Annotated in this window: 25 protein-coding genes and 1 pseudogene; 16 read left to right on the top strand and 10 right to left on the bottom strand. The window is 37.6% G+C overall.

Annotation, left to right across the window (positions count from 1 at the left end; genetic code table 11):
• The first annotated feature begins 133 nt into the window (after positions 1 to 133).
• The 3 genes and pseudogenes from ABIB30_RS13125 (at position 134) to ABIB30_RS13115 (ending at position 1,644) form a co-directional block, all read left to right on the top strand.
• The gene (locus tag ABIB30_RS13125) at positions 134 to 343 is read left to right on the top strand and encodes a hypothetical protein (protein WP_354302694.1); all 210 of its coding nucleotides are present in this window, start codon (positions 134 to 136) and stop codon (positions 341 to 343) included.
• A pseudogene (locus ABIB30_RS13120) lies at positions 312 to 1,118 on the top strand (lyase family protein). Before ABIB30_RS13125 ends, ABIB30_RS13120 begins: the two are co-directional and overlap by 32 nt.
• Positions 1,096 to 1,644: a lyase family protein gene (locus tag ABIB30_RS13115; protein ID WP_354302693.1), complete on the top strand. Its 549-nt coding sequence runs from the start codon at positions 1,096 to 1,098 to the stop codon at positions 1,642 to 1,644. Before ABIB30_RS13120 ends, ABIB30_RS13115 begins: the two are co-directional and overlap by 23 nt.
• Before the next feature lie 59 nt (positions 1,645 to 1,703).
• Here the strand turns inward: ABIB30_RS13115 and ABIB30_RS13110 are convergent, their stop codons facing one another.
• Positions 1,704 to 2,078, bottom strand: coding sequence for a YybH family protein (locus ABIB30_RS13110; RefSeq protein ID WP_354302692.1), 375 nt, complete (start codon positions 2,076 to 2,078; stop codon positions 1,704 to 1,706).
• A 168-nt stretch (positions 2,079 to 2,246) separates the two neighbouring features.
• On the opposite strand from ABIB30_RS13110, the gene ABIB30_RS13105 reads away from it, so the two are divergent.
• From ABIB30_RS13105 to ABIB30_RS13065, 9 genes are all read left to right on the top strand, one after another.
• On the top strand, positions 2,247 to 3,509 hold the full coding sequence (locus ABIB30_RS13105) for an NAD(P)-binding domain-containing protein (protein ID WP_354302691.1): 1,263 nt from the start codon (positions 2,247 to 2,249) through the stop codon (positions 3,507 to 3,509).
• A 10-nt stretch (positions 3,510 to 3,519) separates the two neighbouring features.
• Entirely contained in the window at positions 3,520 to 4,737 is a 1,218-nt protein-coding gene (locus ABIB30_RS13100; protein ID WP_354302689.1) for a GAF domain-containing sensor histidine kinase, read from the top strand.
• 85 nt (positions 4,738 to 4,822) lie between these two features.
• Positions 4,823 to 5,620: a methyltransferase, TIGR04325 family gene (locus ABIB30_RS13095; RefSeq protein ID WP_354302687.1), complete on the top strand. Its 798-nt coding sequence runs from the start codon at positions 4,823 to 4,825 to the stop codon at positions 5,618 to 5,620.
• Positions 5,613 to 6,641, top strand: a complete 1,029-nt coding sequence (locus tag ABIB30_RS13090; protein WP_354302685.1) for a glycosyl transferase — start codon at positions 5,613 to 5,615, stop codon at positions 6,639 to 6,641. Before ABIB30_RS13095 ends, ABIB30_RS13090 begins: the two co-directional genes overlap by 8 nt.
• Before the next feature lie 49 nt (positions 6,642 to 6,690).
• Positions 6,691 to 7,173 (top strand): hypothetical protein, encoded by a 483-nt coding sequence (locus ABIB30_RS13085; protein ID WP_354302683.1) that lies wholly within the window; start codon positions 6,691 to 6,693, stop codon positions 7,171 to 7,173.
• A 7-nt stretch (positions 7,174 to 7,180) separates the two neighbouring features.
• Complete coding sequence (locus ABIB30_RS13080; protein ID WP_354302681.1) at positions 7,181 to 7,786, top strand: RNA polymerase sigma factor; 606 nt, start codon at positions 7,181 to 7,183, stop codon at positions 7,784 to 7,786.
• 19 nt (positions 7,787 to 7,805) lie between these two features.
• Positions 7,806 to 8,801, top strand: a complete 996-nt coding sequence (locus ABIB30_RS13075; protein ID WP_354302679.1) for a FecR family protein — start codon at positions 7,806 to 7,808, stop codon at positions 8,799 to 8,801.
• 40 nt (positions 8,802 to 8,841) lie between these two features.
• Positions 8,842 to 11,382 carry a TonB-dependent receptor domain-containing protein gene (locus ABIB30_RS13070; RefSeq protein WP_354302677.1) on the top strand — a complete coding sequence of 847 codons (2,541 nt, stop codon included), beginning with the start codon at positions 8,842 to 8,844 and terminating at the stop codon, positions 11,380 to 11,382.
• 1 nt (position 11,383) lies between these two features.
• Positions 11,384 to 12,217 (top strand): hypothetical protein, encoded by an 834-nt coding sequence (locus ABIB30_RS13065; RefSeq protein ID WP_354302675.1) that lies wholly within the window; start codon positions 11,384 to 11,386, stop codon positions 12,215 to 12,217.
• A gap of 17 nt (positions 12,218 to 12,234) precedes the next feature.
• On the opposite strand, the gene trxA is transcribed toward ABIB30_RS13065, so the two are convergent.
• From trxA to ABIB30_RS13045, 4 genes are all read right to left on the bottom strand, one after another.
• Positions 12,235 to 12,531 (bottom strand): thioredoxin, encoded by a 297-nt coding sequence (trxA, locus tag ABIB30_RS13060; protein ID WP_354302674.1) that lies wholly within the window; start codon positions 12,529 to 12,531, stop codon positions 12,235 to 12,237.
• Between the two features lie 113 nt (positions 12,532 to 12,644).
• Positions 12,645 to 13,112 carry a DinB family protein gene (locus ABIB30_RS13055; RefSeq protein WP_354302672.1) on the bottom strand — a complete coding sequence of 156 codons (468 nt, stop codon included), beginning with the start codon at positions 13,110 to 13,112 and terminating at the stop codon, positions 12,645 to 12,647.
• 119 nt (positions 13,113 to 13,231) lie between these two features.
• A complete protein-coding gene (locus ABIB30_RS13050) occupies positions 13,232 to 14,404 on the bottom strand; it encodes an MFS transporter (protein ID WP_354302670.1) in 1,173 nt (390 codons plus the stop codon).
• A 54-nt stretch (positions 14,405 to 14,458) separates the two neighbouring features.
• The gene (locus ABIB30_RS13045; protein WP_354302668.1) at positions 14,459 to 14,971 is read right to left on the bottom strand and encodes a DNA-deoxyinosine glycosylase; all 513 of its coding nucleotides are present in this window, start codon (positions 14,969 to 14,971) and stop codon (positions 14,459 to 14,461) included.
• Between the two features lie 119 nt (positions 14,972 to 15,090).
• On the opposite strand from ABIB30_RS13045, the gene ABIB30_RS13040 reads away from it, so the two are divergent.
• Positions 15,091 to 15,924: a CvfB family protein gene (locus tag ABIB30_RS13040; RefSeq protein WP_183867412.1), complete on the top strand. Its 834-nt coding sequence runs from the start codon at positions 15,091 to 15,093 to the stop codon at positions 15,922 to 15,924.
• Between the two features lie 44 nt (positions 15,925 to 15,968).
• On the opposite strand, the gene ABIB30_RS13035 is transcribed toward ABIB30_RS13040, so the two are convergent.
• The 3 genes from ABIB30_RS13035 to ABIB30_RS13025 all read right to left on the bottom strand — a co-directional run bounded on the left by ABIB30_RS13035 (position 15,969) and on the right by ABIB30_RS13025 (position 18,472).
• Positions 15,969 to 16,964, bottom strand: coding sequence for a hypothetical protein (locus ABIB30_RS13035; RefSeq protein WP_354302666.1), 996 nt, complete (start codon positions 16,962 to 16,964; stop codon positions 15,969 to 15,971).
• A 129-nt stretch (positions 16,965 to 17,093) separates the two neighbouring features.
• Positions 17,094 to 17,708: an RNA polymerase sigma factor gene (locus ABIB30_RS13030; protein ID WP_354302664.1), complete on the bottom strand. Its 615-nt coding sequence runs from the start codon at positions 17,706 to 17,708 to the stop codon at positions 17,094 to 17,096.
• A gap of 272 nt (positions 17,709 to 17,980) precedes the next feature.
• Positions 17,981 to 18,472 (bottom strand): GNAT family N-acetyltransferase, encoded by a 492-nt coding sequence (locus tag ABIB30_RS13025; protein WP_354302662.1) that lies wholly within the window; start codon positions 18,470 to 18,472, stop codon positions 17,981 to 17,983.
• Between the two features lie 115 nt (positions 18,473 to 18,587).
• Between ABIB30_RS13025 and ABIB30_RS13020 the strand changes: the two genes are divergently transcribed.
• On the top strand, positions 18,588 to 19,178 hold the full coding sequence (locus tag ABIB30_RS13020) for a hypothetical protein (protein WP_354302660.1): 591 nt from the start codon (positions 18,588 to 18,590) through the stop codon (positions 19,176 to 19,178).
• A gap of 11 nt (positions 19,179 to 19,189) precedes the next feature.
• On the opposite strand, the gene ABIB30_RS13015 is transcribed toward ABIB30_RS13020, so the two are convergent.
• A complete protein-coding gene (locus tag ABIB30_RS13015; protein WP_354302658.1) occupies positions 19,190 to 20,506 on the bottom strand; it encodes an HlyD family secretion protein in 1,317 nt (438 codons plus the stop codon).
• A 42-nt stretch (positions 20,507 to 20,548) separates the two neighbouring features.
• Entirely contained in the window at positions 20,549 to 22,777 is a 2,229-nt protein-coding gene (locus ABIB30_RS13010) for a peptidase domain-containing ABC transporter (protein ID WP_354302656.1), read from the bottom strand.
• A gap of 119 nt (positions 22,778 to 22,896) precedes the next feature.
• Between ABIB30_RS13010 and ABIB30_RS13005 the strand changes: the two genes are divergently transcribed.
• On the top strand, positions 22,897 to 23,688 hold the full coding sequence (locus tag ABIB30_RS13005) for a hypothetical protein (protein ID WP_354302654.1): 792 nt from the start codon (positions 22,897 to 22,899) through the stop codon (positions 23,686 to 23,688).
• Between the two features lie 9 nt (positions 23,689 to 23,697).
• Entirely contained in the window at positions 23,698 to 24,333 is a 636-nt protein-coding gene (locus ABIB30_RS13000) for a tetratricopeptide repeat protein (protein ID WP_354302652.1), read from the top strand.
• The last annotated feature ends 124 nt before the right edge of the window (positions 24,334 to 24,457 follow it).

Here is a 24,457-nt window from a genome sequence, read left to right as displayed (position 1 = left end):
AATAAATTTTTCTACTTACTTTGTGCGCATTATGAGATTCAAACTTTACCATCTATTCTTAATGGCAGCGGTAATTAATCTGTTTTTGCCAATAAAACTGAAAGCCCAATTGATAAACGCTAAAGGCTTAGCTATGGAAAATTCAAACAATACTTCAATTAAACCCCTGCAGGATGCCAGCCGGATTGGCCGTACTTCGGGATCGAAGGCTCCGGAATTTCAGGAGCTTTATGATTATGAAGTCAGCACTAAGAATCTGACCAGCGTTACATTTCCTTATCAGACCTTACTACATAAAAGCCTATGTAATCATGCTGTCCGAACAAAAAATCATCAGCGATAAGGAAGCTAAAAAAATACTTAATGGCCTCCTTAAAGTTGATAAACTGGCCATAGAAAACCCATCTTTACAAGTGTACCTTCCATATGAAGCACAACTGATCAAAGAAATTGGCAGCGTTGGCGGAAAAATGCATATTGGTCGCAGTCGTAATGATCTGGACAATACGATTAACCGGATGTATTTACGCGATCAGCTGCTCGAAGTTATCGGGGCGGTCAACAAGCTACGTATAGCAATTCACAATAAAGCAAAGGATCATCTGCAAAATGTAATGGTAATTTACACGCACAGAAAAGAGGCACAACCGGGCACATTGGGTCATTATTTAATGGCTATTGATGAAAGCCTGGCAAAAAGTTCAGACCGCTACCTTCAGCTTTATGAACGTATTGATCAGTGTCCGCTGGGGTCAGGGGCAAGCGGCGGTACGAGCTGGAACTTAGACAGGTACAGAGCAGCAGAATTAATGGGCTTTAACTAGCTTGTTGTCAACACCATAGAAGGGGCTGCAGGATGGGATCATATCGCAGAGTTTGCGGCTGACAATGCGATCTTCATGAGTGATCTCAGCCGTCTGGCTTCAGAACTGCAGCTTTGGAGTACGGATGAATACAACTCGGTGGAACTGGATAATTCATATGCTGGTATAAGTAGTATGATGCCTCAGAAAAAAAATCCTGATGCGCTTGAAAAAACACGTAAAGCAGCCGCAATAACCACGGGACAATTGATGTCTATACTGACCTCATTAAATGGGAATCGAATATCAGCATAGTGGTGTCAGAGTTATGCTGGAGCCGAAAACTCTGAATGCACTTCTGGCTGCAACCCATACCATGACGGGAGTGGTTAGTACCTTACATGTCAACAAGGAAACCATGCTCAGGTATGCAAAAGAAAACTTTTCTACCATGACTGATTTGGCAGACTTGTTGGTTAGGACCGCTAATCTTGATTTCAGAGACGCCCATGAGGTTATTGCCGCAGTCGTTAACCATGCAATAACAGCAAACAAAACTGCTGATCAAATTAAACTGGAAATGATCCAGACTGAAGCGAAAGAACGGTTAGGCCACGGATTGACGATATCAGAGAAGCAATTACAGTCGGCGCTTGATCCTGTACAAAGCGTAGCGCATAAAACAGGGCCGGGAATGCCAGCAATGTCATCTGTGATGCAGATGTTGACTAACGGACAAAAGGACGTGGCTGCTCAAGCGCTGTGGCTGGAAAAGCAAAAGGTATATTTAGATAGAAAAAACCATGAATTGATGGAGTTAGTGAAGAGCTATTGTCAATAAGTGTTTAGAAACAATAAATCCGTTTCTATAAGCTAGAGACGGATTCTCAATAGATTATCCTAATCCAGCGATACAAAAAGCTCAGATTGGGTTAGCCATTTTCCCTTGATTTTCCGCCACATGGCCGAATAGTTACCTCTGAACTTTTCTGTTTTATAATTCCACTCCCCTGTTTCCCATGCCAGTACGCCACTATCTCCAATTGTAATCACCGAAGGTATTCGTTCAAAAACAGGCCGGTCTTCCTGGAACATTTCTGTAAATACCTTTAACAGGAGCTTTTTTCCTGCATACTGTCCGCCTTCGCCAGAAATAACAATAATATCATCCATCCAGTACTGTGCAACCCCTGCCGCATCTCCTTTAAGAATAGCAGTATTAGAATTTTCGCGGGAAGCCTGAATAATTTTAACCTCGTTTTGTTTTTGATCCATCTTGAATATCTTATTTATCCTATAAAAGTTTCGACAGATAAATAAGGTACAAATATAAATGATTACAAAAATTTACAAATAATTATTACCGTGACTGTTGCGATAAAATTGATGATAATCATTCCTTTTCCCATAGAATTTCGCTTATTTGCCGTATATAATATTGAGATGGATATAGGAATTATTGGCCTGGGGGACATGGGCAAACTTTATGCAAAACATTTTGCTAAAGCAGGACATCAGGTTTGCGGTGCAGACCTCCCGGTCTTCAGAGAAAAACTTGAGGAAGAATTATCTCCTTTAGGTATAGAAATATTAGTGGACGGAAATGCTGTGGCCCGCAAATGTGACGTGATTTTTTATGCCGTAGAAGCTGAAAAAATAGCAGAGGTAGTTGCGCTTTATGGGGCTTCTACTAAATATGGTGCTATCGTTGCAGGCCAAACCTCCGTAAAACATCCTGAGATCGCCGCTTTTGAGAAATATTTACCTAAGGACGTTAATATTATTACGTGCCATTCGTTACATGGACCTGGTTTTGATCCTAAAGGACAAACATTAATTGTGATCCCACATCGTTGTGATGCGGATGCTTATACCCGGATGACTGGCTTACTTGAGGTTTTAGGTTCTGACATCGTAGAGATGAAAGATTACCACGAACACGATAAAATCGTAGCCGATACACAAGCAGTAACCCATATGGGTTTTGAAAGTATGGGTACCGCATGGAAAGAAGCAGGATTTTTTCCCTGGGAAAATGCATCTTACCTTGGTGGGATAGATAATGTAAAGATTTTAACTATGCTTCGGATCTTTAGTTACAAATCACACATCTATGCAGGTCTGGCAATTATGAACCCTTATGCGCGCCATCAAATCAAGCGTTATGCGCAATCAGAATCAGAGCTGTTCAAGCTGATGATTATGGAGAAAGAAGACGAATTCCGCCAGCGTATTAAAGAGGTTAAGCAATATCTTTTTCCTGATGACAAGCAGTTCTTGCTACTGGACAACCAGATCATGAAGGAGTTTTCGCTATCAGGAACCGGAGCACCACATACGCCAAATTCACATTTAAGTTTATTAAGTATGGCCGATGCCTGGTATCACCTGAAAATTAATCCATATGATAACCTGATCTGTCAGACCCCACCTTTCCGTTTACGTCTTGGAATTGTCGAGTACCTGTTCAGAAACGAGGAGTTGCTGGAAGAGTCTATTGTGGCTGCCCTTTATGACAAGCAGATCCGGGCAGACGATCTCGAATTTCATTCTTCAGTAAGAGAATGGTCATCGATTATTGGTTATGGAGATATAAATGGTTATAAACAACACTTCGATCAGACCAAAAACTTCTTTAATGACAGATTGGAGCAAGGCAGGTTACAGAGTGCAGAATTAATCAACAGGTTAAACCGAAATTCATAAACAGTATTGTATGAAGATGTTTCAGAACCCTATACCCGAAAACGAGCAGGAACGTATATTAACTCTGGCAGAATTCGACATTGACTACTCCTCTATGGAGAATAATTTCAAAGATCTGGCTCATCTGGCGGCCAAGATCGCCGGCACTGAAATATCACTGGTCAATTTAATTGATACTTTTACACAATGGACCTATTCCAGCTACGGGCTTGAGGGTATAGTTCAAAATCCCAGAGAAGAGACTGTCTGTCAATATACAATATCATTGTCGTCTACAGAGGAATACTTTGAAGTGCCTGATATGTCGGCCGACGATCGTTTTAAAGAATTTCCCGCGGTAAGTGGCCCACCTAATCTGCGTTATTACTTTGGCGTTCCTTTAACGACTTCTGATGGATCTCATATTGGCACACTCTGTGTAATGGATCAAAAACTGAGAGAACAAAGCCCAGAAAAGATTGAGCTGCTAAAAATTGTAGCTGATGAAGTGGTTAACAGACTAAAAGCATTAAAAGCTATTGATGGTCTTAAACATAAATTGGACGAGGTCAGAGAAACCCAGAAAAAGGTAGCGCATGATATCCGCGGACCCATTGCCGGTATTGTCGGTCTGGCTGCAGTTATTGCAGAACAGGGCAATAACAATAACCTGGATGAAGTATTGGAGTTTATTACAATGATCCATAAAAGTGGCAGATCTGTACTTGAACTTGCAGATGAAATTCTGACCGAAGGAAAAACGTCTGCATTAAAGAGTGATGAATTCAATCTGCTGGTATTCAAGGAAAAGCTGGAACGGTTGTATTTGCCACAGTCGTTGAACAAAAACATTACTTTTCAGATTAATATCAATGAAAAGAACGAACATATTCCTTTCATTAAAAATAAGCTGCTCCAGATTACAGGAAATCTGATATCCAATGCGATGAAATTTACGCCACAAGATGGTACGGTCATCGTAAACCTCGATCTTGAAGTAGATGTTGGTCAGCATAAATTAAAAATCAAAGTTGAAGATTCGGGCGTGGGTATGGATGAAGATACAATCAACTGTATTATGGAAGGAAAAACTGCCACAACAGACGGTACTGTTGGCGAAAAGGGCTATGGATTTGGACTATCATTGGTTAAACACCTTGTCAATAGCTTACATGGAAATTTTGACATTTATTCGGAAATCGGAGCAGGCACTACCTTTGAGATTACCCTGGTGCAACGCCACCTTTAAATAAAAAATAATTCTGAATTCCATATAGGACTTTTTGAATAATCGGTTGTCATGCTTATGAAAAATCGATTATTCAAAACCTGTAATGTTCAAATTATTTTCTTCAAAATCTAAAAAACTATCTTACGGCTGGTCTGGAAATTATTCCAATTGGAATGATTTAATCGATTCTATAGGCGGTTACAGCGAGGCCAGCATACTGGACAAAACCAGAAATGCCTTATTACAAGTTAAAAATGGCACTGCCATTTACGAACGAGATTCAGTTCTGTCTGATAAAATCGAACATCCATTTCCCTTATTAACTTGCTTATTCAAAAGTGCCGCCCAGCTTCAAAGACCCCTTCACATTATAGATTTTGGCGGATCATTAGGTAGTACTTATTTTCAGACTAAAAACATGGTTGGGACAGCGATCGCCAGCTGGAATATTGTAGAGCAGGAACATTATGTAACTGCTGGAAAAGAACATTTTGAAGATGACCATTTAAAATTTTATCCATCCATTGAGGCTTGTCTGCAAGTTCAGAAACCAGACTTGGTTTTGCTGTCAGGTTCTGTTCAATACCTGCAGGAACCACATCTCTTCCTTAAAGCGTTAGCAGCTTATAACTTCGATTTCCTGGTTTTTGATCGTACTGCTTTTCATCAAGGCAAGCAAGACCGGCTGACTTTACAAATTGTACCTCCCGAAATTTATAAAGCAGCTTACCCTTCGTGGTTTTTTCAGGAAGACGGTTTTTTAAATCATTTCACCACCAATTATAACAAGATCTGCGAATTCCCTTCTTATGTAGAAGGCGAAACAGTGCTCTCTATTGACCAACAACCAACTGGCTACAACAAAGGATTTTACTTCGTAAATAAATCAAAACATGCTTAAATTTTGCACCTTATTTAACACAACTTATCTTTCCCGTGGAATTGCAATGTACAATTCACTAGAACAACACGCTGAGGATTTCCATTTGTATATTTTCGCTTTTGATGATTATTGCTTTGATGTGCTTACGAAAATGGCCCTTAAAAACGCAAGTATTATTAGCTTATATACCTTTGAAAATGATCGATTACTGGCTATAAAAGACGATCGTACTGCAGGAGAATATTGCTGGACTTGTGCATCTTCTACTATTAAATATTGTATTGAAAAATATGCTTTGGATCATTGTACTTATATTGATGCAGATCTTTTGTTCTTCAGTAATCCAGCTTGCTTAGTAGATGAAATGGGTGAAAAATCGGTGCTGATCACAGAACACAGATATACCCCATGTTACGATCAATCAGTAACAAGTGGTCTTTATTGTGTTCAATTCATGACTTTTAAAAATACAAAAGCAGGTATGGAGGTCTTGAACTGGTGGGTTGATGCCTGTATAACGTGGTGTTTTAATCGTTTCGAAGACAATAAATTTGGTGACCAGAAGTATCTTGATGATTGGACTACCCGTTTTGATACTGTCCATGTATTAAAAAATATTGGGGGCGGAGTTGCACCGTGGAATGTACAGCAGTATGAATTTACGACTAAAGAGAAGCAAATTAAGGGCAGAGAATTGGACACACACACTTCATTTGATCTTGTTTTTTATCATTTCCATGATTTTCAATACATTACAGGTGATGCTTATCGCTTATCTTCGCCGGGTTATTATTTGCATCGTAAGGTAGCCAGGCACATTTATAAGCCATACACCAAAGCACTTTCGGTTGCTGAAGCGGAAATATATCAGGTTAATGCCGAAAAAACCGCTCACGAATTATCAGAAGATAATATTTGGATTAAACTAAAGACAAGAAAATATGTCTTATTCACATTATTGGGTTATTATAAGAATTTCCATAGTAAACGCTCTTTGGAATATGGGTTCCTGAGTATGAGAACATTTAGATTTAATTAACAATACGTTTAAGCTATAATTAGTATTTTAGCCTCCTGTATTAAATGGAATGAGGTTTAGGAAATCAAGCTTATATAAGGTTTTAGGGACGATTTTAATTTTGATGGTCGTATTGCAAACATCCTGCAAAAAAGAGCCATCAACTGGGGAAACGAAAATTAACCCACCAGTAAAAAGTTATATCATCACGGCCAGAATTGATAAAAAAGGAACAAATACAAATGCCGAAGGCACAGGTATTTTAAAAGGGACATACGATGAAGGTACCAAGCAATTGACCTATACACTTAATTTTGAGAAAATTGCACCCACAATCATCACGCTGAGAAGCGGCATAAAGGGATCAGTTGGAGAACTGGTTAAGGAGATTTACAAAAGCAATGGACAAATCTCCGCATTGGAAATTACCGGCAGGCTTAGTTTAAACCCACTGCAGGAACGAAATCTATTAAAAGGATTATGGTTTGTAGCCATGAATACGGTGTCTGATACTCCTGATATTTCAGGAGGTCTGACTTTGAAGCAAAAATAGTGACCGGATGAGCGAGGAACAAAAACACTCTCTTCCGGATGAAGAAAGGGCATTGATTGCCGCGCTGAAAACGCATGATCGAAAAGCCTTTGAAAAACTGTATAAACAGCATTACAGACAGTTGTTTGCACTAGCCTACCGATATGTTGGACAAGCACCGGTTGCTGAAGAAATTGTACATGATGTGTTTTTGACAATCTGGAAAATAGCCGGACAACTTAACGTTGAGTATTCCATTAAAAGCTATTTGTCCAGGGCAGTGATTAACTCTTCTCTGAACTTCATTAAGAAAGAGAAAATTAACAATGGAAAGCAAAATGCCTACCTGGTAGTGGAAAGTGATCCGGACGCTGAAAATGAACAGCGGGACAAAAAAGAGTCTTTGCTGAACAGCCTGGAGGATGCAATGGCTATTTTGCCTCCAAAATGTAGGGAGGTGATGTATTTAAGCCGTTTTGGAAAATTAAAACAACAGGAAATCGCAAGACAAATGAATATATCTATTAAAACAGTTAAAAATCATTTGACCTACGGTTTCCAGAAATTGAGAGAACTATTGGAAAAACAACAGCAAACTTTACTATTGCTGCTTCTGATACTTTATAAATATTAGCGCCAGTACAAATTATACTATGAAAGCATTTGAAAGTAACGAACAGTTTATTTACTCCTTGATTCTTGATGATCTCGAAGAGACTATCAGTCCGGCGCATAAGATCCTACTGGAGAATTGGAGGGCTGCAAGTGACCAAAATGAGAAGACATACCAGGGATTTGTTCAGGTTGAGCAAAATATTAATCAACTATACAATACTGAACCTTATACGACCGAATCTTCCTGGGAAAGTCTGGACTATAAAATTGATAACCTGGAATATGCATGGAAACAAAAAGAAAGAAATACGCATACTAAAATCTGGTATGGCATCGCTGCATCTGTATTGCTTGTTGTTTCTTTAGGTTATTATTTCATTAATAAGAATACTTATACAGTGGTTAGCAATGAACAGAGCGCTGCCGCTAAAACGATCACATTACCTGACGGCACATCGGTACAGCTTAACAGCGGTGCAACGATAAAATATGCTGCTGGTAGTTTTAAAACAAATAGAAGAGTTCAGTTATTAAATGGAGAAATTTTTGTTAAAGTTATCCATCAGACTAAATATCCATTCCTGATAGACCTTGGCGATGTACATGCTTTGGATCTGGGAACAAGTTTTAATATTTCTAAACGTAATCGCGATATCGTATTGACTGTTGAGGAAGGACAAGTTGCCTTACAGCAGCCACTAGCCTCGAAATCCGTACTTCTGACTGTTGGAACAACTGGCCGTTATTCTTCTGCCACCGGAAAACTTACCGCGGAGAAAAACACAGATATCAATTATAAATCGTGGTTAAATAAAGAGTTCATCTTCACTGAGACCCCTCTTGATGAAGTAGTTAAACAACTAAGCAGGGTCTATAAAAATTCTATCACCATTGATGGAGACAGTCTTGAAAACCGAAAGTTAACCGCACATTTACATTACCAGACACCAGACAGTGCATTAAAAGTTATTGCCGCAACTTTACAATGTCAGGTCATTAATGAAGAAGGAAGTTATATTTTAGCCGAAAAATAACTAAATTTCCAACCCGCTTCTGTTCCCTGGTAAATGATGTATGTTAAATAAGGTTTTTGCATTGCTTCTTTCTGTATGTTTATTACAAACGGGCAAGCTTTGTGCGCAAAAAAAAACAATTCTCGAACATCAGGTTAGTATTGATCTAAAAGCTGGTGCTCTGGTCAGTGTACTTTCTAAGTTACAGGCAAATTATGCCGTAACTTTTTCTTATGAGTCTGACTTACTCGGAGCTTATCAGATAGCTGATATGCATTTCGTAAATACACCAATGTCATCGGTCTTAAAAAAGGTTTTCAAGGGCACTTCCCTAACATTTAATCTGATTGGAAATAACATCGTAATTACAAAATCAAGACCTGATATCTTTACGATTCATGGGCATATACGTAATGAGGAAGATGGGGAAGAGTTAATTGGTGCTACGCTATTCATTCCAAAACTCAAGGTGGGTGTAGTCACCAATCAATATGGTTTTTATTCGCTAAGTGTACCCAAAGGGAATTATGAGGTACTTATTTCTAATCTGGGTTACGAAACTGAGCGAAAAACTATTCATCTGACTGAAAATACAGAGCTGGAAGCCGAGTTGTCTGCACAAACCAAGTCACTACCTGAAGTAGAGATTAAACAAACAGTTACACCAAATCCAATCTTACAGAATCAACAGGATTACAGTCCTTCGGCGTTAGATATGAAAACTTATTATGCTGGTGAAACTGATGTTATCAAGGCTTTACAGATGCAAAATGGTATAAAATCGATTTCTGAAGGAAGTTCAGGCTTGTTTATACGGGGTGGAAATTCAGACCAGAACCTGATTTTACTAGATGAAGCAGTGGTTTATAATCCTTCACATTTGTATGGGCTGGTTTCTGTTTTCAACCCGGATGCCATCAATAATATTCAGGTCTATAAAGATTACATTCCGGCTAATTTTGGTGGAAGACTTTCTTCTGTTATTGTGAACCGTATGGCTGAAGGAAATAACAAGGAATTTCATGTCAATGGGGGAATTAATATGCTGTCGGCCAGGATTTCAGCAGAAGGCCCTATTGTCAAAGATAAAGGCTCATTTATTTTTGCCGTCAGAAGGAGCTTGCTTGATGTTTTTAGAAGTAAGTTTAAATTATTTAACCCGAATTCTATTTATTACGATATCAATGCCAAGGCAAACTACAGGATCAATAAAAATAACAGTGTGTTTTATTCGGTATATGCTGGTCAGGACAGGCTGCTTTCAGAAAACTCATTCCGTAATGACTGGGGTAATCTGACCTCTACTTTAAGATGGAATCATATTTTTAATTCCAGGTTGTTTATGAATGCTTCAGCAATTTACAGTAATTATAGTAACCTGCTGGATTTGAATTCAGATACCCTGTCGCAGAAAAGTCAATGGAGTACTGGAGTAAGGGATATCACCGTTAAGGCAGATTACACTTTTTACAGCAGTCCCGTTAACCTGGTCAAATTCGGAATTTCAACTACTTACCACCAGTTTACACCCGGGCAGACAAAAAACAAGGAAAGCAACGAGTTTAATATCGCAAAAGATAAATCTGTAGAATCTGCTCTTTATTATAATCAGGAGATTTCCTTTGACAATTCTTTTACGCTGAATTATGGCCTGCGCCTGGGACTGTTTCAGAATGCAGAGGAACGCCTTGATGTTTTTGATCCGCAGGGAAACAGAGTAAAGCAAAATGATTATAAGACATTTATCAACCCGGAGCCGAGAGTCAATATAAGTTACTTATTAAATGATAAAAAGCGGCTGTTCATTACTTATAACCGTAGTTTTCAATATCTGCAGCTGGTGCAAAATAGTACATTGGCATTTTCTTCTCTGGAACCTTGGGTTCCTGCTTCTGCGACCATTGCCCCACAACGTTCAGATTTATTTTCAACAGGCTATAATTATTCACCAAATGGCTTCTTCTTTTCTTTAAGTGCATATTATAAGAAATTACATAATCAGCTGGATTTGACCGGTCATGCACAGATTATTCAAAATCCTGATATCAGAAATCAGCTCAAGGCAGGCAAATCTGATGTTTACGGGGTTGAGGTGGAGATTAATAAAACAACTGGAAAGTTAACGGGCAGTCTGGCCTACACTTATTCAAGGGCTTTCAGAACGATCCAGGGTATTAATGATGGAAACAGGTTTGCCGCAAATTATGATATTCCACATGAGGTGAAACTGAGTGCCTCTTATCTTTTCGACACAAAGTTTTCTGTTCAGGCATTTTTCACTTATGCGACTGGCAGGCCGTTAACGTTGCCAGTTGGTTATTATCAGCATGACGGAATCAATGTTCCTATTTACGAGGGCAGGAATACTTCTAGATTCCCTGATTTCAGCAGACTGGATATTTCAGGTCAGTATCATTTTCAAACTCCATTATCCAGAAAAAGAGCTTTATCAAGTACGCTTTCTGTAGGGATATACAATTTATACGATAGAAAAAATCCTTTATATTATCATTTAACCACGGACTCTTCAATTGACCAGAAAAGTTCGCTGGAATATGCGTTTGGTGTTTCTCCATGGATTTCATACAGTTTTAAACTCTAATATGAAAACGCAGCATTATCTCCACATTTTGTTTTTCTGTACAGCGCTGCTTAGTGCTTGTAAAAAGAATGATAAGATTTCGTTTGATAATCCTAAACATCAATATGATCTTGCTGTGGAAGGGGGGATTAATACGTTAACAAAAACTCAGTATATTAAGCTGAGTAAACCTTCTTTAGCACTGGGCGCAATGCCAGCAGCAATTTCAAAGGCAGTAATCACCGTAAATGATAGTAAAACGGATATCATTTTCAAAGAAACAGCAACGCCCGGTTTATATTCTGCAACAAATAACAATAGCCCAAATTACAATAAGGCTTATACACTGACTATTACCTATAACAGTAAAACTTATACAGCAGTTGATACATTAAGGCAGGTGGTTAATATTGTAGATGACTTTTTACCATTAAAGGTAAAAATCAATAGCAGCGGTTCTTATGATGGAACTATACCAAAACATACTTTTGGCTATCTGAATCCTAATAAATGGTGGATAAATTATACGGGAATACCGGTATGGAATCCTTCAAAGTTTGATGGGATACAGTATTATAATTACACCCACTTTCTGGGTTCGCCTAACTCTTTATATCCACTGAACAATCTTAAACGCGATTTTAATTTACTGAGCGAGGATGTGATTACCATTTACAAATTCTCTCTTTCCAAAGGATATGCGAGGTATCTCTATGATGTTTTCCTGGAAACGGACTGGAGCGGTCTTTTTTCCAGTGTGCCGGTAAATGCACAAGGTAATGTATCTGGAAATGCACAAGGTTATTTCTATGTTACAGACATAGATTTAAGAAGATACAAGGCTAAAGAATTATAAGCGTTATGTGTGTATTTCTATAAATGTCTTTCTATAATTCCTTGTAACTGATTTGCAGGAATTACGCCAGACTGCCTCCATTTGATCTCTCCATTTTTGAAAAGGATTAAAGTAGGTACACCCTGAATTTGATATTTACTGGAAACTGCCTGATTTTTATCGACGTCAACTTTTAAAATTGTTGCCCGGTCCCCCAGCATCCCTTTAAGTTGTTGCAGGATCGGAGCCATCATTTTACAAGGGCCACACCATTCGGCAGAGAAATCTACCAATACTGGTTTATCTGAATTAATAATTTCTGCGAAGTTTGCCATAAAAATATTTGTCTAAAAAGAAGCGGGGACCCCACTCTCGCAGTATCCCCGCCATCTAAATTAACGCTCTCAAATATATAGACGTTTATAATTTGATATTATTATGTATGACTTTAAATATTTTTTAAGATTAATCTTTTTAGCGCCATAATGTAGCCTAAGTGCATGCCTTCGTGGAAACTAAGGAAGTTTGTTGCATCGTCAATACTGTTCAAATTAACACCATAACGGGTAGTCCATCCTTTATAGTTATCAAATATCCGATTATGATAGTCAACTTTAAATTGATCGAGTGTAGTGATTAATAAGGACTTGATCTCCGCAATTTTTTCTTCAGAAACAATGCCATTTGGTTTGGTTCCTCCGGTATAACTCAGATAAAATTCTTTGTCCACGAAAGTTTCCAGTCCTGCTCTGAGGTAAGAGATTCCCTGATGAGCAGCAACCAGATGTGCCATATTCCAGATGATGTTATTATTAAACCCTTCTGGTATTTTATTTAATTGTTCGGCTGATAAACCGCCTATACTTTCAATAAAATTTGTTCTGACTTGCTTGACGTTATCAATGAGCTGATCCATATATTTTAGTTAAATTATTCAGTTCTCCTGGGTTATATTTCCTTAGGCTACTATACTGATTTTCTATTCTATTTTGCTATTCTATTCTATTCTATTCTATTCTATTCTATTCTATTTTGCTACTCTGGTTTCTCGGACATAGTCGTCATTTTCTTCTGATACCTGAAGAATAACTGCGAAATCGGTATCAGCATTAATCCGCTGAAACCAAAAATAATAAATGCGACTCTCAGCCCGAAAGCGTGTGCAAGGTATCCTATAATCGGCGGTCCAAGCAACATTCCGGTAATTGCATAAGTGGCAATAATTGAGATAGCCATTCCTGGCGAATATTTGCTGGAAGCACCTGCTAAAGCATAACTCATAGGCACCACTGCAGCTGTACCAAAGCCAACCATCGAAAACCCAATCATAGCTGGCCAGAACTGCGGTACAATAATAGCAAGCGAAATTCCCGAAACAACAAGGAATGCACACATCAAAAAGGTCGCTGGCATTCCAATTCTTGAAATGATCAGATCGGACAAGAATCTTGAGGCCGCCATAAAGGTCATGAAGATTAAATAGCCATAAGTAAAGATTTCTACATGTAGTACTTCCTGGAAGTAAATCCCACTCCAGTCAAACATTCCTCCTTCACATATCGCAGCAAAAAAGATGATAAATCCGAGATATAGAATATAAGGATCAGGCTTACCTACAATAATTTTATTACCCTTTTCAGACCGGTCTCCTTTTAACAAAAACTGATAAGAATAACAGGTAATCACTAAGCACATGATCGCTACAATCAATAAGTGCATGTGCAGGGAAACATTGTAGGTCAGCAACAGTGTCGAAAATGCGACTCCGGCAATTCCGCCGGTACTCCAGAAGCCGTGAAAAGAGCCAATAATTTTTTGACTGAATTGCTTTTGCAGTGTAATAGCCTGTGTATTGACTGAAATATTAAAAATTCGTGTCGTAAAAGCAAACAAGACAACCGCAACAACCAGACTAAAGGTGTTTTGAGAAAATCCGATAATTGCCAGTGCAACCGCATTTAAGCCATAGCCAACAGCAAGGGGAACACGGCTATTGTATTTGGAAACCAGCCAGCCCGATATTGGCAGACCGATTAAAGAGCCGATTGGCATAGCCAGTAAGATCGTCCCGAGTTCAGCCTCATTAAAGCCAAAGGCCATTTTGATAGTTGGAATTCTTGATGCCCAGGTTGCAAAACTGAATCCGGACATAAAGAAAAAGAGACTTAGATATATTCTGTGTTTGTTTTTAGTGATTGTATCCTTCATTTATACCGCAAATATAAGAAGGAGTTTATATTTAAATCGTTAAATTATTGCTTCTTATAATTTAACATAAGGCAGAAGCTCCTTCCATAGCTCCAACTTTTGTTCAAATGTTTTTGAGGCATTTGCACGGCTTGGAGAGGGTAACAAATGATAATTCTTATCCTCACTTTTCTTTACGTGCTTAAGATAAAATTGTTCTGCTTTCCTGCTATCAAAAAATATTTCTGTGATAGCGGGATATTGCTGGTAAAAGGCCGCAAAGTCATTGACTACTTCATTCTTAATATTACTATCCAGGCTACCTTCGCAGGTACAGGATTCCAGCACATCCCATAATGCAATTCCATGATCGAGCAAGAATCTTTTCCTGGCCTCATATTCCGCTTCAACGGGTTGCTGAAAAAGTGTATAGATCAATTTCCAGAAATGATTACCTCCATGACCGTAGTATTGCTGAAGACTTAGCGATCGGTCACCAGGCATAGTGCCCAGTAACAGTACCTTACAGTTTTGATCAACAATTGGTGGAAAGGCAGTTTTCAATGGAGGAATAATTGGGTCGTTCATTCTTTATATCGGTTTATGATCAGGGTTTAATGATATATTTATAACACATGTAGTGGAAAGATGTTCTCATATTCTTGCTGATATTGCTACCTTTGCAGATTGAATATTAAGAAATACCAATGATACAGATAGGACAATACAACGAGTTAAGAATTATAAACAAGACAGAATCAGGACTAATACTGTCTGATGGCGATAAGGAAGCGCTATTGCCCTACAACCACGTTCCTAAGGATGCGGAAATTGGAGATAATATCAATGTTTTTATTTACATGCATAAAGATGGAAAACTTCATGCAACCACACAAAAACCTCTGGCTTGTGTAGGCGATTTTGCTTACCTGACTGTTGTTGAAGATGGTGAGAATGGTGTTTTCATGGATATCGGTATCGATAAAGATGTATATGTACCTGAAAAGGAACAAAAACGCCCGATGTTCAAGGGTGATAAACATGTAGTTTATGTTTTCCTTGATGATAGCAATGACCGTATGGTGGCTTCATCCAGATTAACGAATTATGTGGAAGAAGAAGAAATCAATTTTGAAGAAGGTGATGAAGTAAGCTTATTAATTGCAGACCGGAGTGATTTAGGTTACAACGCAATTGTTGATAATAAGTATATAGGATTATTATATCAGAATGAATTATTTGATCAGCTTAATCCTGGAGAAGTAAGAAAAGGATGGATTAAAAAGGTTAGAGTAGAAGGAAAGATTGACCTGAGTTTACAGCCTATGGGTTATGGTCATATTCTGGATACTAAGGAAGTTCTGATTAAAATGCTGGAAGAAAACCAGGGCCTGATCGCTTTAGGTGATAAAAGTTCCCCGGAAGAGGTTTATGACCTATTGAAGATCAGCAAAAAAGCTTTCAAGAAAACAACAGGCGCGCTTTACAAAGAGCGTTTGATTACCATCGGTGATCATGAAATCAGGTTATTATCTGAATAACATTAAAAAGGCCTCTTATATGCATATAAGAGGCCTTTTTAATGTTACCTATGTTCTTTTTCTTCCCGGTGTGGGTTACCTTCATGAGGCTGATGACCTTCATGTTGCGGATGAGGTTGTTGCATACGATGTTGTTGATTAGGATGTGGCTGCTGCACATGATTTGGTTGTTGTAGCTGTTGTTGCATAGCATTTGGATGCCTGTTAATTCCAGGATGCCATTGCTGAGGTGATTTAGCACCATTAGCCAGTTTATCACCTTTCATCGCATTGTCTCCATTAACCTGCCTGTCATTTTTCATTGGATTATTCTCATTCGCCTGATGGTTGTTCATTCCTCCATTGTGATGTATTCTTTCCATTGCTGGATTTCCAGGCTTACCATGATTTACATTAGCGAACTGATTATGATCCTTACCTGCCGATTGCTGATGAGATAATTGAGAGGCAGTTGGCTGTATATGGCTTTCGTTCATTGCCCTGCGTTCTTCTTCACGTGGCTGAACATTTACACCTCCCTGGCCATTAAAGCTTGTACGGTTGTTATTTACTGTATTGTTATTGATTACCGTCTTATTGATATAGGTATTATGAACGACAGTAGTATTTACATTGGTGATGGCTGTATTATACCTGTAGGATCCTCCCTCCCATCTTCCGCCATAAAAACCTGAACCACCATAACCAAAGCCATAATTTATACCGCCGTAAAAGCCAATATGAGAGCCCCAGTAGCCAGAGTGAAAGCTATAGACCCCACCGTCAAAGCCCCAATACGCAGGCGTCCATAATACACCTGCACGTGGTGGGTGCACCCATACACCCGGAACCCAGTAATAACCATCAGCGTCGTCATAAGCCCAGTAACCTGGAGTCCATAAATAACCATCTGCCGGACAAGGAGGTTGTGAATAAACCGGGAGTGTTGGCGGAGCAATTCTTGCAGATATGTTAATGCCTACACTAATCTGCGCAAATGCAGCTGTTCTGGCAAAAGTCATTGCTAAAAACAAAAGACTAATTTTTGCGATCTTTTTCATAAGTATGAGTTTTAAATTTCATAGCTATAGGAGTTAAAGAATATTGGATAGTTTAAATTAGAATTCCATTAAAATTCGATGAGTAGATTTTAATGAGCACTTTATCTATTATTTTTTTTAAAGGTGTTATTATAAATCAAACACCAGCGGTACAGTAAAGTATTTTCTTAATGTCAAGATAGAAATCCTTATTCTGGTCTTAACTGTACCAATTGGAATATTAAGGAGCTTAGCAGTTTCAGCATGGGAGTAGCCTTGAAAATAAACCAGATCCAGCACTTCTTTCTGAAAAGGGTTTAATGTGGTAGTCAATTGTCCGATCCCTATAGTATCAGGATTGTAATAACAGACGTAATTCATTTCCACCAGATCCATGATTTCCTCTATTTTTATGTTTTTGGCACTGTTAGCCGATCCGCGTGCCTTTATCTGGTCCAGGGCTTTATTTCTTGCAATCCTCGCCATCCAGGTAAATAATCTGCCTTTAGTTTCATCATACTGGTCAATTCTCGATGCCACTTTCGAAAAGGTTTCCTGTAAAACATCTTCTGCTGTTTCTCTGGATTTCACAATCTTTATGATAATGGATAACAGTGCTGATGAATACTGCTGATATAAGAAAGAGAATGCTCTTATATTCATTAATTTCAGATCTTTGATTAATTCTTTTTCCTGGCTACTGGCAATACTAATTACAGAAAGGGGATTTGTCTTTATAGGGAAGACTACAATGAGTAGAAGCATAGCTTGTGATTAAGTATCTATTTAAATAATCGCGTATTATATTACACTATTAATTAAATAGTCTATAAGCGTGCCATTTACTTTATCTATTCATATTACATAAAATGAACAACATACCTTATTTAGGTTCCCTTAACTCAAAAAAGGCTTTAAACATACCGGGATGAACAATTCATCATGTATATCAAAACCCCGTTCAATTTATTCATTAAATTAATAAACAAATACTTAGAAAAAAAATTAATCAATTGACTAAAATAAGGTCAGCAGATTTAGCGGGGAACTACTTGGTATAACATCCAGATGGAACAGGAATAATGTCCTGTGTTACCAATTGGCTTATCCAATAGTTTAAAGCCCAATTTCTCATAAGCAGAAACCGCAGCAGAAAGTTCAGGCATGGATTCAAGATAAATATTTTTATAGCCCAGTTCTTCTGCCAGCGCAATACATTTTTGCATCAATATTTTACCTAATCCCTTACCTCTGTGTGCTGGTGCCAAGTACATTTTTACCAGTTCAACTGTATCTTCAGGCAGTCCATTTGAAGGGTACAACCCTACTCCACCCAAAATTTCGTTTCCCTGTTCAGCAACAAAATATTTACTGCCTGCCACAAGAAAAGATTCATATAAATGATTTGTACTCTCATCAAAATAAGCTGTTCCTGGAATATTCAGACCAAACTCTTCCAGACTTGTTTTTAGAATTACTGCCATTGCAGCATTATCCTTTGGCTGAATTTCTCTTATTGTTATATTCATAATGCCCAATCTAACTAAACTGTTCAAAAAATAAAAGTCATTCTTCAAAACATATGGGTAGCAGTACTTGTTATAGCTAATCAGAATAAAAAATTAAATTATATATTAATAATTAATGAAATATATCTTTTTCATCGTCCTTTTATTCTCTTCGCAAAAAATATTCTCTCAGTCGGCTACTTATAAATTAACAAATAAGGAGAATGGTACTTCGAGTAATATATCAGTCAGGAGAACCGACGATCAGGTGGAAATAAATATTCTTGCTAACTGGAACAACAAAGCTGGAACCTATGGTCAGTTTACAGGGACAGGAATATTGACAGATAATAAAACCACCATCAAGGCAGATAAAAAATCATTAATATGCAAAGTATCTCTCACGTTTCTCAAAGATTCATTAGCAGCAAATTTTCAGGATTGCGATAATTATCAACTCACAGATCGTTTCAATGGCATTTATGTCAAGATTGCGGATAATGTGACCGGGGAATATATTGTTTCCGCAGATATTTGCTATTTCTACAGCAAACCAGATGACAAATCAAGAAAGAAAGGTTATGCGAATACACCTGAGGTCATTAATATCGAAGAACTTTATGAAGGAGACTGGGGTTTTGCGACCATGATGTCAAATGGGAAACAACTTTTCGGGTATGTCAAATTATCAGACCTGAAGTTTAAGAGGACTTATTTGTATGATTAAGGGAATAGAACTTACTTATTTAATACATACTTTAAGTTGTCAAAAAACCTTTGTACTAAACGCCTGTCATTCGTAATAATTTCAGCTGTGCCTTTAGCTTCCGCCCTAAAGTCTAACTCTTTCCCATAATTGGTTTTTAACTGATCGGGAAAATCGACCAGCACCATATAGGTATCAATATTACTATTTTCAGTTTTAGTGATATTAGTTGTCAATGAGATAGAATTTACCCGTCCTTTGATTGATCCATATTCCATATAAGGGAAGTTATCCAATTTCACAATTACCTCTTGTCCGATTTTAATCTTACCTGAGCCTATAGCCGGTAATGAGACTTGCCCTAGCGCCTTTTCTTCTTTAGCAACAATCGTAAATACAGGTTCACCACTTGTAATGAACTGATCATCTGTGTAAAATTTCAGGAACTGAACTTTCCCGGAAAAAGGAGACCTGAAAATATATTTCTGCTCCCAGCTTTTAATATTATCCTGGAGGTCATTAAATGCCGAAATAACCGCCATGCGCAATTCAATCTGTTTTTCAGGTTTCTGAACTGAAAGTTCTTGTCTTTTACCACCGGTCTGCTGTTCCGATTGCTTCGCATTAATCATGTTATTTAAAGAAAACTGATACCCATCTTTGGCCGCAATGTAGCTCAGGTTAGTTTTGTCAAACTCAGATTCACTAATGACTTTTTTAATAAAAAGTAAAGAATCACGCCAATAAGATTTGTAAACATATTTTAAATTATTGATACTCATCTCTACACGTTTCTCTGCGGATGTAATTGCATTCCTTTGTTCTGATTGCAGGATTCTTAAATTAGAATCTTGTTTGTCCATCAGTTTATTGTCCCTGTAGTTAATGTAGTTTTGCAAGCTATTGACAAAAGAATAATACTTTATATTCAGGTCACCCATGGAAAAATTGGGTGGTAGTTTTGCAAAAACACGCGTAATTGTATCTGCATTGGGATTATAGTCTTTAAGGATACGCTCGATCAAAAGAACATTTTCTAACCGTGTAGGATTTTCAATATAAGCGATCACCTGCCCCTCTTTGATCTGATCCATAGACTTCACTCCGTTCAGCTTTAGCTTGCCACTGTTGTTCGCGATGAGCTTTAAAGGCGCATTATTTGCATTGATAACAATTTGTCCTGTTACAACGTCCGGATAGCGTACTAACCAGCCGAAAAGAAGCAACATGATAAATATAAACAGGACTATTAAGCTTACCCAGAATCCAAATCTTATGGGCATACGTTCTATAATATCCTGTACTTGTTCTGTACGCTGATTGGAGTGATATATTTCTTCTTCGTTCATTTGTGTTTGATCAATTAGTGGGAAAAAACCGGATGCGCCTGCTTAATTGTTTTCCGTAATTAATGGAATAGGTGGAGTATCTATAGCAGTTAATTCCATTTGTGATTGTACGAGTTGAAAATACCTGCCTTTACTTTGCATCAATAGCTCATGATTGCCAATTTCAACCACCATACCAGCCTGCATGACAACAATCTGATCTGCTTTGCGTATCGTACTTAACCTGTGAGCGACAACGATAACCGTTTTTTCTTTAAAAACATCATCAAGTGCATTGACTATTTTCTGTTCATTTAAGGTGTCCAGTGAATTAGTCGCCTCATCGAAAAACAAATAATCCGGATTTTTATAGAGTGCCCTGGCAATTAAAACACGTTGTTTTTGGCCTCCGCTAAGCCCTCTTCCCTGCTCGCCCATCACTGTCTGATAACCAAGCGGCAACTGCTCTATCTCGGAGGCAATGTTTGCTGTCTCTAAGGCTTTTTTTAGTTTGGAGTAGTCTATTTTCTCATCATCCAGGACAATATTATTCAATATAGTATCATTAAATATTTTCCCATCCTGCATAACCGCACCGCATTTGTCACGCCATTGCTTTAAGCTAATATTGTTCACATTCATATTGCCTATCTGTATGTCGCCATAGGATGGTTTATAGAGCCTCAGCAATAGTTTAAGTAAAGTCGATTTCCCACAACCGCTATCACCTACAATAGCTGTTACTTTTCCTTCGGGAATCAATAAGCGTATTCCTTTGAGTATCACCGGGCCAGTAGGGGTATATTGAAAAGACACATTATTCAGAATCAGGCTTTTGTTCTCTGGTAAATCAATAGCATTTGAACCTACATTTTCGTGTTCATCTTCCAATTGATGAATCTCATTCAGACGGAGAAAACTTATCTGTGCAAATTGAAATGAAATGATAAATTGTATAAACTGCACCACAGGCCCGTTGAGCATCCCAATAATAAACTGAGTTGAAATCATCACCCCAAAAGTCATTTCACCTTTGATTACAGCCTTAGCACAGAAAAAAGTAATAAATAGATTTTTCAGACTATCTATAAACTGCGCGCCAAGGTTTTGGGTATTGGTCACATTTAGCACTCTGAGGTTTACTTTATATAACCTTGCTTGTATATCTTCCCATTTCCACCTTTTTGATTTCTCGTAGTTATTGATCTTGATATCTTGTATTGCTCCGATAGTTTCTACCCAGTAACTCTGATTCTTACTCACCAGTTCAAAATATTCCCAATCTAACTTCTTTCTTACTTTTAAAAAAGCAACGACCCATAGCACATATAATACACTTCCTGCTAAGAAAATTCCAAAAATCAGGGTATTGTATATGAATAAAATAACACCAAAAACAAAAAAGGTTAAAATGGAAAAAACCATATTAAGCGAATTATTCATGATGAAGCTTCGGATACGTTCGTGATCCTGTGCTCTTTGTAAGATATCACCAGTCTGCTTATTTTCAAAGAAGGTAATTGGCAACAGCATGAGCTTAATCAGGTAATCAGAAATTAACGCAATATCAATTCTGGAAGTAACATGCAGCATAATCCAATCCCGCACGATATTGGAAAGAAGGATACTGATATAAATTGCCACGTTAGCAAGGAGAACTATATTGATAAAGTCCAGGTCATGTGTTTGGATACCAACATCTATAACTGACTTGGCAATAAAAGGTAAAAATCCCTGAAGTATCGTAACGAGCAGCATCACGATAAACAGATTTATAAAGCTCTTTTTATAAGGTGCGAAATAGCTTAAAAAATGACTTAGTGTTTTTCTCCGGTCTCTTTTCTCATTGGGTTGTCGTTGATAGAAATCAGCCTGTGGCTCTATCGCCATTAAAACTCCTTTTGGCTTTCCTTGTTCAAGCCATTTATCAGCAAATTCCTTTACTTTGTATTTCAGATGCCCCCTTCCGGGATCTGATACATAAATATGTTTAGGTGTTACTCTGTAAACAATGATAAAATGGCTATTGTCCCAATGAATGATCACTGGAAGAGGAATTTTGTATTGCAAGTCTTCAATACTGCATTTTAGAGATAAGGTACGTAAACCTATGCTTTCCGCAGCATGACTCAGATCCAGAAAAGAAATACCCTCTTTAGTAATCCCGCATTTATCCCGCAGGTATTGAAGGGAGTAAAATTTACCATGGTACTTGGCTATCATTTTCAGGCAGGCAGGTCCACAGTCCATCATATCCAGTTGCCTGTCTGATGGAAATTTTCTTAACGTCATAGGTAATCAATAGAGAGCACTAAAGTATAATTATTTATTTATAAATTATTAAATGATAATATATTTTATAATACCTTTAGCCATCTGATTAACCTACGTAACCCGAAAAATAAAAAAACATGAAAAACACAACAACAAATTTGTCGTTCGATGAGTTAGAAAGAGAGATGGAAGTACTTGATCGTGAGTCAGTAAAAAGCATATTGGGAGGTAAATTCCCACCAAAGGATCCACCAATTGATCCGGATTCAGTTTATACAGGTTCATTGGGTGGTGGAGGCGGCTATGTAAGTGACGGTAAAAACAGTGGATTTAATAGTGGATATGGTTTAGGTGGATTTACTGGTGCTGGAAATACTCCTTCAATGGATAACAGTTCTTCTTCAAATCCTAACGGGAATAATGGCCCAGGGCCTGTACCATCAATTGTATTTGGACCTTTAACAGCCTCTTCAATCTCCCAAGAAATGACTTTAGGTTTTGGTTTTATTGATGGCGTAGGTGCTTACTTACAAGAAAACCAAGGAATTAGTATTGCAGCTATGACTGCTACAGGTGGTATAGGAGTCGCTAAAGACATTTCTGGAAATTGGATTGCAGCTGCTGGATTTAATGTAAAAATACCAGATGGAACAAATCCAGAGGCTCATGGTACTGTTAATGTATATATAAATGGAAACTATTACAATTCATTTAGCTTAAATGACTCAAAATATTCTACAAATGGTATGTCATTCTCAGATCCTAATATGATACCTACAAATGGGTCTATTATCTTACCTAATTCGTTTGATGGATCTCAAACTGTTAAATTTGAAATTAGACTTGGTACAACGACTAGAGACGCAGCAGGATTATTATTAACTAATACCAACCAGAGTGGACAAGCAACCTTAAATTTGCACAATTAATTTAGAAAAATGAGGATTTTATTTACAGCCATATTATTTATTTCTATTGTAAATATTTCATATGGACAGAATACAATTGATAAACAAGCGGAGGCTGGCAAATTACTTAATCAAGCAAGTCATTTAATGTATGATATTGGCGATGGAAGTCTAGCGCAACAAAATAGTAATCTCAAACAAAGTATTGTTTTGGCAAAAAAATCAATCCAGCTAGGCAACGATAGGCGAGTAGCATATGAAGTTCTAATCGGATCTTATTCAATGCTTAAGGATACTCAAGGGGGTATAGATGCTTGTTCAGAATGGATAAATAGTCATCCTAATGATATTGATATGCGTTTAAGAAGAGGCATAATATATCATAGAATAAAAAAACAAAAGCTTGCTGAGCAAGATTTCAGGTTGATTAAAAATACATTAGAAAAAGAACAAATAAAAATTAGCAATAAATTATCCAAGAAAGAAGTAGCCGGTGTTGTGTCAAATGCATATACGTATCTCTTAATGGGAGAAAGAAAAAAGTCTTTAGAGATAATGAACAATCTTTCTAAGGCATTTCCAGATGATAAAAAATTTAATGAGGGATATAAGGAAATCCGAGATGTAGATATTGAAGAGAAGATGTTTAATTTTACAGGGGTTTAGAGTACAAGAGATTACCTTAAAACAATTCCCAATTAATGAAATAACTTGTCGGAAAATCCTCAGGTTATTTCATTATATCGCATTCCAGAGCAACTATAAGCTATAATTTGTAGATAAAAGGTGA

The sequence above is a fragment of the Pedobacter sp. UYP1 genome (genome assembly GCF_040547305.1).
In the GTDB taxonomy this organism is placed as follows: Bacteria; Bacteroidota; Bacteroidia; order Sphingobacteriales; family Sphingobacteriaceae; genus Pedobacter.
This window is presented reverse-complemented; position numbering and strand designations above follow the sequence as displayed.

What these genes read in the sequence shown, in the direction of transcription:
- ABIB30_RS13035 (WP_354302666.1), bottom strand. Translation starts at nt 16,964, where the DNA reads ATGAAAAAGATCGCAAAAATTAGTCTTTTGTTTTTAGCAATGACTTTT.
- ABIB30_RS13020 (WP_354302660.1), top strand. Translation starts at nt 18,588, where the DNA reads ATGAAATATATCTTTTTCATCGTCCTTTTATTCTCTTCGCAAAAAATA.
- ABIB30_RS13110 (WP_354302692.1), bottom strand. Translation starts at nt 2,078, where the DNA reads ATGGATCAAAAACAAAACGAGGTTAAAATTATTCAGGCTTCCCGCGAA.
- ABIB30_RS13005 (WP_354302654.1), top strand. Translation starts at nt 22,897, where the DNA reads ATGAAAAACACAACAACAAATTTGTCGTTCGATGAGTTAGAAAGAGAG.
- ABIB30_RS13105 (WP_354302691.1), top strand. Translation starts at nt 2,247, where the DNA reads ATGGATATAGGAATTATTGGCCTGGGGGACATGGGCAAACTTTATGCA.
- ABIB30_RS13030 (WP_354302664.1), bottom strand. Translation starts at nt 17,708, where the DNA reads ATGCTTCTACTCATTGTAGTCTTCCCTATAAAGACAAATCCCCTTTCT.
- ABIB30_RS13080 (WP_354302681.1), top strand. Translation starts at nt 7,181, where the DNA reads ATGAGCGAGGAACAAAAACACTCTCTTCCGGATGAAGAAAGGGCATTG.
- ABIB30_RS13125 (WP_354302694.1), top strand. Translation starts at nt 134, where the DNA reads ATGGAAAATTCAAACAATACTTCAATTAAACCCCTGCAGGATGCCAGC.
- ABIB30_RS13115 (WP_354302693.1), top strand. Translation starts at nt 1,096, where the DNA reads ATGGGAATCGAATATCAGCATAGTGGTGTCAGAGTTATGCTGGAGCCG.
- ABIB30_RS13015 (WP_354302658.1), bottom strand. Translation starts at nt 20,506, where the DNA reads ATGAACGAAGAAGAAATATATCACTCCAATCAGCGTACAGAACAAGTA.
- ABIB30_RS13070 (WP_354302677.1), top strand. Translation starts at nt 8,842, where the DNA reads ATGTTAAATAAGGTTTTTGCATTGCTTCTTTCTGTATGTTTATTACAA.
- ABIB30_RS13040 (WP_183867412.1), top strand. Translation starts at nt 15,091, where the DNA reads ATGATACAGATAGGACAATACAACGAGTTAAGAATTATAAACAAGACA.
- ABIB30_RS13010 (WP_354302656.1), bottom strand. Translation starts at nt 22,777, where the DNA reads ATGACGTTAAGAAAATTTCCATCAGACAGGCAACTGGATATGATGGAC.
- ABIB30_RS13085 (WP_354302683.1), top strand. Translation starts at nt 6,691, where the DNA reads ATGAGGTTTAGGAAATCAAGCTTATATAAGGTTTTAGGGACGATTTTA.
- ABIB30_RS13100 (WP_354302689.1), top strand. Translation starts at nt 3,520, where the DNA reads ATGAAGATGTTTCAGAACCCTATACCCGAAAACGAGCAGGAACGTATA.
- ABIB30_RS13045 (WP_354302668.1), bottom strand. Translation starts at nt 14,971, where the DNA reads ATGAACGACCCAATTATTCCTCCATTGAAAACTGCCTTTCCACCAATT.
- ABIB30_RS13025 (WP_354302662.1), bottom strand. Translation starts at nt 18,472, where the DNA reads ATGAATATAACAATAAGAGAAATTCAGCCAAAGGATAATGCTGCAATG.
- ABIB30_RS13090 (WP_354302685.1), top strand. Translation starts at nt 5,613, where the DNA reads ATGCTTAAATTTTGCACCTTATTTAACACAACTTATCTTTCCCGTGGA.
- ABIB30_RS13055 (WP_354302672.1), bottom strand. Translation starts at nt 13,112, where the DNA reads ATGGATCAGCTCATTGATAACGTCAAGCAAGTCAGAACAAATTTTATT.
- ABIB30_RS13050 (WP_354302670.1), bottom strand. Translation starts at nt 14,404, where the DNA reads ATGAAGGATACAATCACTAAAAACAAACACAGAATATATCTAAGTCTC.
- ABIB30_RS13075 (WP_354302679.1), top strand. Translation starts at nt 7,806, where the DNA reads ATGAAAGCATTTGAAAGTAACGAACAGTTTATTTACTCCTTGATTCTT.
- ABIB30_RS13000 (WP_354302652.1), top strand. Translation starts at nt 23,698, where the DNA reads ATGAGGATTTTATTTACAGCCATATTATTTATTTCTATTGTAAATATT.
- trxA (WP_354302674.1), bottom strand. Translation starts at nt 12,531, where the DNA reads ATGGCAAACTTCGCAGAAATTATTAATTCAGATAAACCAGTATTGGTA.
- ABIB30_RS13095 (WP_354302687.1), top strand. Translation starts at nt 4,823, where the DNA reads ATGTTCAAATTATTTTCTTCAAAATCTAAAAAACTATCTTACGGCTGG.
- ABIB30_RS13065 (WP_354302675.1), top strand. Translation starts at nt 11,384, where the DNA reads ATGAAAACGCAGCATTATCTCCACATTTTGTTTTTCTGTACAGCGCTG.